The 9,573-nt window shown below is 56.2% G+C and carries 8 protein-coding genes and 2 tRNA genes; 5 read left to right on the top strand and 5 right to left on the bottom strand.

What is annotated here, in order from left to right; all coding sequences use genetic code 11:
* Positions 1-31 precede the first annotated feature (31 nt).
* The 5 genes from ACFPLB_RS12975 to rpmH form a co-directional block, all read right to left on the bottom strand.
* Positions 32-532: an extracellular solute-binding protein gene (locus ACFPLB_RS12975; protein WP_378230265.1), complete on the bottom strand. Its 501-nt coding sequence runs from the start codon at positions 530-532 to the stop codon at positions 32-34.
* 405 nt (positions 533-937) lie between these two features.
* Positions 938-1,014, bottom strand: a tRNA-Arg gene (locus ACFPLB_RS12970).
* Between the two features lie 352 nt (positions 1,015-1,366).
* Positions 1,367-3,181: a membrane protein insertase YidC gene (gene yidC / locus ACFPLB_RS12965; RefSeq protein ID WP_378230263.1), complete on the bottom strand. Its 1,815-nt coding sequence runs from the start codon at positions 3,179-3,181 to the stop codon at positions 1,367-1,369.
* A gap of 8 nt (positions 3,182-3,189) precedes the next feature.
* Complete coding sequence (rnpA, locus tag ACFPLB_RS12960) at positions 3,190-3,543, bottom strand: ribonuclease P protein component (RefSeq protein WP_378230262.1); 354 nt, start codon at positions 3,541-3,543, stop codon at positions 3,190-3,192.
* A 14-nt stretch (positions 3,544-3,557) separates the two neighbouring features.
* The gene (rpmH, locus tag ACFPLB_RS12955; protein ID WP_035029411.1) at positions 3,558-3,692 is read right to left on the bottom strand and encodes a 50S ribosomal protein L34; all 135 of its coding nucleotides are present in this window, start codon (positions 3,690-3,692) and stop codon (positions 3,558-3,560) included.
* A 278-nt stretch (positions 3,693-3,970) separates the two neighbouring features.
* Between rpmH and ACFPLB_RS12950 the strand changes: the two genes are divergently transcribed.
* From ACFPLB_RS12950 to ACFPLB_RS12930, 5 genes are all read left to right on the top strand, one after another.
* Positions 3,971-5,452 (top strand): sensor histidine kinase, encoded by a 1,482-nt coding sequence (locus tag ACFPLB_RS12950; RefSeq protein WP_378230259.1) that lies wholly within the window; start codon positions 3,971-3,973, stop codon positions 5,450-5,452.
* Positions 5,453-5,596: 144 nt separating this feature from the next.
* A tRNA-Arg gene (locus tag ACFPLB_RS12945) sits at positions 5,597-5,673 on the top strand.
* 280 nt (positions 5,674-5,953) lie between these two features.
* Entirely contained in the window at positions 5,954-6,913 is a 960-nt protein-coding gene (locus ACFPLB_RS12940) for an ArdC family protein (protein ID WP_378230257.1), read from the top strand.
* Positions 6,910-7,305, top strand: a complete 396-nt coding sequence (locus ACFPLB_RS12935) for a DUF2958 domain-containing protein (RefSeq protein WP_378230255.1) — start codon at positions 6,910-6,912, stop codon at positions 7,303-7,305. The genes ACFPLB_RS12940 and ACFPLB_RS12935 overlap by 4 nt, the downstream gene beginning before the upstream one ends.
* 120 nt (positions 7,306-7,425) lie before the next feature.
* A complete protein-coding gene (locus tag ACFPLB_RS12930; RefSeq protein WP_378230253.1) occupies positions 7,426-9,555 on the top strand; it encodes a ParB/RepB/Spo0J family partition protein in 2,130 nt (709 codons plus the stop codon).
* Positions 9,556-9,573: the final 18 nt, after the last annotated feature.

The following is a 9,573-nucleotide window of genomic DNA, read 5'->3' as shown; positions in this document are numbered from 1 at the left end:
CGCACAGAAACTGAAAATGGCCATGTAAGTTCTACAAATGCACCCCGTGAAAAAAGGGGAGATTACCATCGCCCCACAAATCCTTCCAGCTCGTGATCTTGAAATCATCAGGCATCAAATCGGTGCGATATGCCGGCGCATAGACATAAGAATACAAGCCGATGACGCTGGGGCTGCGCAAGGCAACCGGATAAGCATCATTCAGATTGGGAACCCTGGACAGGTCCAGCTCCTGAAAAAGATTATCAGCAGTATAAAGCGATGCCACATGGCTGGTCGTAAACGTAACGTCAGCCTCAGGAGCACCTGCCGAAAGCTTGGCCTTGGTCAGGCGATCCATCGTACCCCCGGTAATGAATTGAACTTCAATGCCGGTGCGCTTGGTAAATTCAGTTGCGATTGCCGCCTGCGCGCCATCACGCCAGTTCCCGCCCCAGATGCTGACAACCAGCTTATCCTGCGCGGACGCCATGCCGGTTCCAGCCAAAAGTATGGCGGCAGCCAGCAGACCCTTCATACGAATTGCCATCATTTCCTCCCTATTTCATCTCCACCCGAAGCCCGACTGCCAGCCGACAGCTCCGATTGTTCGGACCGGAGCCAAATTGATATCGGACCCCAGATACAAACCTTAGCTTTGGCATATATTATATTCAAGTCCATATGTTATGTATACTAAAAAATATAAATTGCATACGCTTTTTGATTGAGGGGATGGTGATAGCGGGCTCAGAGCCAGCCTGAAAAGCTCAACAGCTTCAGGACAGGACCGTCATGACAAAAGGCAGGCGGGTTTTATGCCAAAAGAGCAGACACGTGCAGGTCCGCATTGGCTGCTGGTGAGAAACTAAAAGAGAACGACTTACCTCCTCACCTTGATATTGGTGAGGGTAAGACTATCCAAAAACGCTGATAATTCAATTATATAGCAATGCGATGGCGATCCCGACAGGATTCGAACCTGTGACCCCCAGATTAGGAATCTGGTGCTCTATCCTGCTGAGCTACGGGACCTTTCTGCTGCTTCTTATAACAAGTTTTTAACGCCACGCTACGGCCAAGTTAGCCCTTGTGCATTTTCAACCCGGCACCCCATGGAGCGGGCTTCATCCAACCATAAAAGCAGACACTTACACAGTGCCAGACAAGACCAGCCAACACTGTGTAAATTCATCTGGAACCTTTTGTGAGCACAGGTGATGGGTTGCAACGAAAAAGGCTCTTAGAGCATTTCTTGTTTTCACGAAAACGGATGAAATGCTCTAAGCTCTTGTTTTAGCCGCATTTGTGCGACGCCAGATGATTCCATCTGGCTGCAAAACTCTCTAAAGCATAAGGGGCCTTCTGGAAAATTTTAATTCTGTTTCTATTCTGCCGGTTTGGGCTTTTTGCGAAACAGACTTAGCAGATTGTCCCACAGTTCGATCTTTACGCCCTGCCGCTTCATGATCACCCCCTGCTGGATAAGGGAAAGCAAATTGTTCCACGCCCAGTAAATCACTAGACCGGCCGGGAAGCCTGCCATCATGAAGGTGAACACCACTGGCATCCAGTTGAAGATCATGGCCTGTGTCGGATCTGGCGGGGCCGGGTTCATGCGCATTTGCAAGAACATGGTGATCCCCATCAGCAGCGGCCAGATGCCAATGACAAGCATGGCTGGCACAGCATAAGGCAACAGGCCAAACAGGTTGAACAGCGAGGTCGGATCAGGTGCTGCCAGATCGTGAATCCAGCCAAAGAACGGCGCATGACGCATCTCAATGGTGATATAAAGCACCTTGTAGAGCGCAAAGAAGACCGGAATCTGGATCAGCATCGGCCAGCAGCCGGCAATCGGATTGATCTTCTCGGTCTTGTAAAGCTCCATCATCGCCTGTTGCTGCTTCATCCGGTCATCCGCATATTTCTCACGGATTTCCGTCATTTTCGGCTGCATCTTCTTCATATTGGCCATGGAAGCATAAGATTTGTTGGCCAGCGGGAAGAAAACGAGCTTGACGATGACGGTTGTCGCCAGAATTGCCAGGCCGAAATTGCCGATCATCTTGTAAAGCGTGTCAATCAGCCAGAACATCGGTTTGGTGATGAAGTGGAACCAGCCCCAGTCAATCAGCAGATCGAAGCGGCGCACCTGACGCTCTTCTTCATAAGCATTGATGGTTCCCACTTCCTTTGCACCGGCAAAGATCAGTGATTCCACAGTGGTTGACTGGCCAGCAGGAACCACAATGGCATCACTCATGAAGTCAGCCTGATAGCGGGGACGACCATCCTCAAAATAGGCAAAGCGCGGCTGGAAGGGCTGCTTTTCGGTCGGCACCAGCGCCACAGCCCAGTATTTATCAGTCATGCCAAGCCAACCATCACTGGACTTGCCGGGCGTGTACTGCTTGTCCTTTTCTATGGCGGAGTATTTGTGCTCTTGCAACCCTTCCTCGCCGGTGACACCGATCAGCCCTTCATGCAGAACATAGATCGAGGCGGTGGACGGCTTGTCGAAGCGGGTCACGCGGCCATAACTGAACAGGGCAACAGCGTCCGCCCCCGCATTTTCCACCGTATCGGAAACGGTGAACATATAATGCTCGTCAAGCGAATAGATGCGCTTGAAGGTCAGGCCCTTGTCATTGGTGAAGGTCAGCATGACAGGCGTGTCGGGGGTCAGCGTTGCATTGCCCTCAACCGTCCATTGTGTTTCGGGACCGGGCACCGCACCTGTTGCCTCACTGCCGACAAAGCCAAGCTCGGCATAATAGCCATTGGGCAAAGCCGCAGGGCTGAGCAGTTCGATCTCAGGTGAATTGGCGTCAACGGTTTCGTGATAATCCTTGAGTTTCAGATCATCCAGTCGCCCGCCAACAAGATTGATGGAACCTTCCACCCGCGGCGTATCAATTTTCACACGCGCAGTGCCAGCCAGCGCCTGTTCCCGATTGGCAGGAGTGGCAAGTTCCCCCAAAGCGCTGCCGCCTGGAATAGCAGCGCCCCCCGGCGTTGCCTGCTGGGCCGGTGTTGGAAGGTCATGGCTTTGTTGCTGCGCCTGTTCCTGGCGTATCTGCTCAATGCGGGCCGCTTCGCGTTGCGATTCGATGCGGGGATTCATGTAGAAGACCTGCCACAACAACAGGATCAGCACTGAAAGCGCAATGGTAATGAAGAAATTGCGATTATTTTCCATCCTGAATCCTATCGTGATCCGCGGATCCGCCGGGAAAGCTCGGTCTTGAGCTGATCGAATGTCGCGCCCAGTACATCTTTACGTCCGACAATTACATAGTCGCAGCCGGGCTGCATGTCATGTGTGGCATGGGTGCGCACGGCTTCTTTAAGTCGCCGCCGGACGCGATTGCGCACAACCGCGTTGCCGACTTTCTTGCTCACCGTATAGCCTGCACGTGGCGCCTTGTTGTCATCACGGTCAAGCACTTCAAGCAGAAAAAGCCGCCCACGACGCTTTTCACCGCGCCGTACAGCCAGAAATTCTGCACGTTTGAGAAGCCGTCCGGGCTGCGATCCCGAAGGCTTGACAGCACGGGGCAACGAACTCGTTTCCGTCAGGCGCTCAACCGCTTGCGACCACGATTACGGCGAGCGGCAATAACAGCGCGACCGCCATTGGTGGCCATGCGGGCACGGAAGCCGTGACGGCGCTTGCGAACGAGCTTGGAGGGTTGGTAAGTACGCTTCATTTATTTAATACCGCGGTGTGCGGCCCTTCTTATATTCTGCCAGGAAGATGACAGGAGCTATGCTCAGCCAATGTGGCATGGCCAGAACTCATGGCACGGCAAAAACCGCGCCGGAAAGCAAGGCCCGAGCGTGAGCGGCTTATATGGATTAGGACCAATAGAGTCAATCGCTGTACAGGCTCAGCCAAGCCACTATTGGTTCAGGTCGCGGGCACAGACAGAAGCTGTCTTTTCCATTATCCTGTCACGTCAATATGAACCTCGTCTGCCGGAACAGTATGACAGAAAACAGACAGCAACAGAATTTGCCGGAGGAGCCTGCAGCCGCTATCGTTCCAGTTGCGCGCAGCCTTTCCGCCAAGCTGTTGCTGCTGACCGCCATTTTTGTATTGCTGGCTGAAACTTTTATCTTTCTGCCCTCTATAGCCAGCTATCGCACCAGCTGGCTGCGCGATCGGCTGTCAACGGCTGCTGCCGTTTCCATTGTACTGGTGCACGGTGATCCGGCCGGTTTGTCACGTGAAGCGCAAGATGATGTGCTTACGGCCATTGGAGCCCATGCCATTGCCATGTCGGACAGTGGGGTCTCACGCCTGCTGGTTGTGGCTGACATGCCCCCGCAAGTCGACACGCATATCGACATGGCTGATATCAGCCTGTTAAGCGAGATATCCGGCGCGCTTGACACCTTGCTGAACGGCGGCGCTCAAATGCTGCGCATCCACGGCCCGGCCGGCGAAGATGGGCATCAGTTCGAACTTATCATGCCCGACAAGACCTTGCGGACAGCCATGCTGATCTATGCTCGCAATGTTGCGCTGCTATCGCTGCTCATTTCCGGCTTTGCCGCCATTTTGGTATATGCAGCCATGGATCGCATCATGGTGCGGCCCATGCGGCGACTAGCCCGCTCCATATTCTTGTTTTCACAAGCTCCCGAAGACCCGATGCGCATCATTGTGCCTGAAAAGCGCAGTGACGAGATTGGGTTTACCGAGCAGGAATTGTCGCAGATGCAGGCGCGATTGCAAAAAATGCTGGCGGAGCGCCGCCATCTGGCCGATCTTGGACTTGCTGTTTCCAAGATCAATCATGACATGCGCAATATGCTGGCTTCGGCTCAACTGATTTCAGACCGGCTGGGCACATCCAAAGATCCCATGGTGCAATCTTTTGCCCCTCGCCTGCTGCGAACGCTGGACCGCGCTATTTCTTATTCTGAAGATGTGCTGGCCTATGGGCGCACACAAGAACCGACCCCGACACGGCAACTGATAAGGCTGCACCCGCTGGTTGAAGATCTGCGTGATGGCGTGAACGTTGAGAATGGCGTGGAATTTATCAATGCCGTGCCGCTGGATTTTGAAATTGATGCAGATCCTGAGCAGCTTTTTCGTGTGCTGACCAATCTGACGCGCAATGCCGTGCAGGCGCTGACATCTGAAAAAGAGCATACAGGGTCACGCAGGCTGACCATTTCTGCCCGGCGGCAGGGAGCCGTCAGCCAGATCACTGTCAATGATACCGGCCCCGGACTACCGCCCAAGGCGCGTACAAATCTGTTTTCCGCCTTTCATGGCGCAGCAAGACAGGGTGGCAGCGGACTTGGTCTGGCAATTTCACACGAACTGGTGCGCGCCCATGGCGGAACACTGGAACTGGCTGGCAGTGAAAGCGGCAATACCAGCTTTGTCATTACAATTGCAGATCGCCCTTTGGCTTTCAAAGGCTTGCAGCAAGGCGCGCGCCAACGCATTTAAATGCGCTGTCGAAGGTCTTTTGCAAAAAAGCCTGAGAAACTTTTACATGTCGGCTTGCATTTCATGAAATCAGCCGTTAGTGAAGCGACACATTCGCGGCCGGTTGTCATAGCCGGAGGCTAGGTCGTTCAAGCGACCTGAAGTGCGCCCGTAGCTCAGCTGGATAGAGCACCAGACTACGAATCTGGGGGTCAGAGGTTCGAATCCTTTCGGGCGCGCCATTAAAATCAATCACTTAGACAAATGGCACCGTTTCAAAACATCGACTTGAAACGGTTTTTGAAACGGTTTTGGACAATCGGATAGCGTAGCGTGACATAGCGCTTTGCAGCTAAGTCAGAGCGGGGTCGTATCACGACGACCTTCGTAGCAGCGGACCAATAGCGACTGTGCCCCTTACTCAGGTCAAACGTCGTTAGAGTTGAGAGTGCCGACGGGTTTTCCGTGACGGGTTGAGGGCTGGAGAAGAGGTCTCTGGCGCCCGTCGCGGAGATTATCCCGATGGCCAGACAGGATCGCGCCGCTGACAGTAGCGCGCGCAGCAACCTTTACGACGACATCACCAACAAAATCATCGCTGAACTGGAGCAAGGGCGACTGCCCTGGGTTCAGCCTTGGGGAACGGCGGCAGCGAATGCCTCCCTTGCCATGCCGAAAAATGCCGCGACGTCACGGCAATATTCCGGGATCAATGTGCTGATCCTTTGGGGCGCTGTGATCCAGTATGGCTTTCCGACTCAACATTGGCTCACTTTCCGTCAAGCACTGTCGCTCGGAGGTAATGTCAGGAAGGGTGAGCGCGGCACTACGGTTGTCTATGCGGATCGTTTCACGCCCGAGAACGAAAAGCGGCGTGCTTTTGAAGCTGGCGAGGAACCCGGGCGCATTCCCTTCCTCAAGCGATTCACCGTATTCAACGCTGCGCAATGCGAGGGCCTGCCCGATGATTCCGCCATCGAGGCCCCACCGCCACCACCCAGCCTGATCGAGCCGCGTGTTGAGGTAATGATCCGGGCGAGCGGTATTGATTTCAGGATTGGCGGTGATCGCGCCTTTTACATGCCGTCTCTGGACTATGTACAGGTGCCGCCTCCGCAAGCCTATTTCGAGTCGATTAACTGGCATCGGACGGCCCTACACGAGATGGGGCACGCGACTGGCCATGCCTCGCGGCTTGGGCGAGATTGTTCCGGCAGCTTTGGAACGAAGAAATACGCCTTCGAGGAACTGGTAGCCGAGATTAACGCGGCTTTCTGCTGCGCAACGCTGGGTATCGTACCGACCGTGCGCCATGCTGATTATATTGGGTCGTGGTTGGAGGTCATGCGCGAGGATTCCCGCGCCATTGTCCGCGCGGCCTCGCAGGCCAGCAAGGCGGCTGACTGGCTGCTGTCGCATCTGCCTGCCGAGGATACCGGGGAGCCGGAGATAAGCGCAACAGAACGGAGGGCCGCGGCATGATCCTCCTGACCGGCACACAGCGCGACCGCCTGCTGGTCAATGGTCGCCAGCGCGATGTGGATCACATCCCGGTCGTGAAGTTCTTCAACCCCCTCGGCGAGGGTGTCTGGCTTGCCACCGAACTGGACGAGGACGGCGACATCATGTTCGGCCTGGCCGATCTCGGTTATCCCGAACTGGGCTCGTGGAGCCTTGGCGAGATGCAGTCAGTCCGGCTGCCCTTCGGCATGGGCATCGAACGCGATCTGCTCTTCACCGGTGATTTCCTGATCTCGGTCTGGGCCGAAGCCTCCCGCGAGACTGGTAGTATCCGTGCCGCCGAGCGTCTGCTTTATCGCGCCGGCACGAATTTTTCCTGCACATCCTCCGATACGGAAAACCGCAATTCCTGATGTTCAGCTTTCTGGTTCGCGGCTGGCGGCGCTCTCTTCGAGGAAGAGGGCGGCGCTTCGCTTCGTGACGGGTTGGAGGTCGAGAGAAAGGCTCTCGGCGCCCGTCGCGGAGTGAAGAACATGGCTACTGCCGTTCAGAAGATCACGCTGTCGTCCTCGCGCGACATTCCTTTCAACAAGCTGGTGCTTTCCCAGTCCAATGTCCGGCGCGTCAAGGCCGGTATCTCGGTCGAGGAACTGGCCGAGTCTATCGCCCGCCGTGGGTTGATCCAGTCCCTGCATGTCCGGTCGGTCGTAGATGCCGAGGGCAAGGAAACGGGGATGTTCGAGGTGCCCGCTGGAGGTCGGCGCTTCCGTGCGCTGGAACTGCTGGCCAAACAGAAGCGCCTGGCGAAGACCGCACCGGTGCCGTGCATCGTCTCACAAGCCAGTACCGACGTGCTGATCGATGAGGTGTCGCTTGCCGAGAATATCGAGCGCGCCCCGCTGCATCCGCTCGACCAGTTCCGCGCGTTTCAGACCATGCGTGATAAGGGCATGACCGAAGAAGCCATTGCTGCTGCCTTCTTCGTTGACGCCAAGGTGGTGAAACAGCGCCTGCGGCTGGCCTCCGTCTCGCCCACCTTGCTCGAAACCTATGCCGAGGATGGCATGACGCTCGAACAGCTCATGGCCTTCACCGTGTCGAATGACCATGCCCGGCAGGAACAGGTCTGGGAGGCGATCAAGGATGGCTGGCAGAAAGAACCCTATACCATCCGCCGCCTGCTGACCGAAACCACAGTGCGAGCGTCAGACAAGCGGGCCGTGTTTGTCGGCATCGACGCCTATGAAGAGGCAGGCGGTTGCGTACTGCGCGATCTTTTCCAGCAGGACGATGGCGGTTGGCTGCAAGATCCGGTGCTGCTTGACCGACTGGCAGGCGAGAAACTGAAAGCGGAAGCAGAAACCATCGCCACCGAAGGCTGGAAGTGGATCGAAATTGCCATGACCTTTCCCTACGGTCACGATCATGGTCTTCGCCAGCTTGTCGGCACCATGTTCGATCTGACCGAAGAAGAACGTGCCACTCGCGAAGTGTTGCGCGAAGAATACGACCAACTCGAAGCCGAATATGCCGAGGCTGACGAACTGCCTGATGAAATCGATGCTCGCCTTGGCGAGATCGAACAGGCGCTGGAGGCTTTCGAGCGTCGTCCAATGACCTTCGACCCAGCCCAGACCAGCAAGGCAGGTGTGTTCGTCAGCATCGACGCCGATGGCACATTGCTTGCCGAACGTGGCTATGTGCGCCCAGAGGATGAGATTGTTTCTGAACCGGACGGTGAGAATGATGCCGAGGCCGAGGCAACCATGCGGGATCCCGATGCTCCGGCCTATCGGGCGGTCATCACACTTGGCGGCCAGTCACCCGAGCCGGAGGAGGAAGACGAGGCCGATACAATCAAACCACTGCCCGATCGGCTGGTCAGCGAACTGACGGCGCATAGGACCCTGGCGCTTCGTGATGCCGTTGCGGCAAATCCCCATGTCGCTATGACGGCGCTGCTGCATCGTCTGGTCACGGATTGCTTCCTGCCGCATTCAACCAAGGGATGCCTCGAAGCCCAAGTCCGCGAGGTCCATCTTCCTTCTCAGGCCGAAGAACTGCGCGACAGTGCCTCGGCCAAGGCGATTCAGGATCGGCATGAGCGCTGGGGCGATCACATCCCGGCCGACGATGCCGCGCTCTGGGACTGGCTGGTCGATCTGGACGACGGATCCCGCATGGATCTACTCGCCCATTGCGTCAGTTTCGGCGTTAACGCGCTCCATGAGAAACCGAACCCCTATAGCAGCATGGGTATTAGCCAGCATGGGCTGGCTATCCGTTTGTCACAGGCCGACCGGCTAGCACGTTCGACCGGCCTCGACATGGTCGCGGTGGGCTGGCAGCCAACGGTCGGCAACTATCTCGGCCGCGTGACCAAGCCGCGCATCCTTGAAGCTGTACGTGAAGGTGCCGGTGAGCGTGCCGCCGATTTAATCGGACACCTCAAGAAGGGCGACATGGCCAAGGAAGCCGAACGCCTGCTGGCCGATACCGGCTGGCTGCCTGAGCCGCTGCGCATGGTGGACGATGGTATCGAAGTCGATCCGGCATCGGCCGCTGCGGCGGAAGTCGATGATCTGCCTGATTTCCTCTCCGACGATGGCGAGGATAATCCGGCTGACGACGAGGAAGAACAGCATATGGTCGCTGCTGAATAGCACTCATGCGGGGCGACT

Source organism: Aquamicrobium segne (genome assembly GCF_042656785.1).
Taxonomy (GTDB): Bacteria; Pseudomonadota; Alphaproteobacteria; order Rhizobiales; family Rhizobiaceae; genus Mesorhizobium; species Mesorhizobium segne.
The sequence above is the reverse complement of the archived record's forward strand: the minus strand, read 5'-3'. Positions and strand labels throughout refer to the sequence as shown.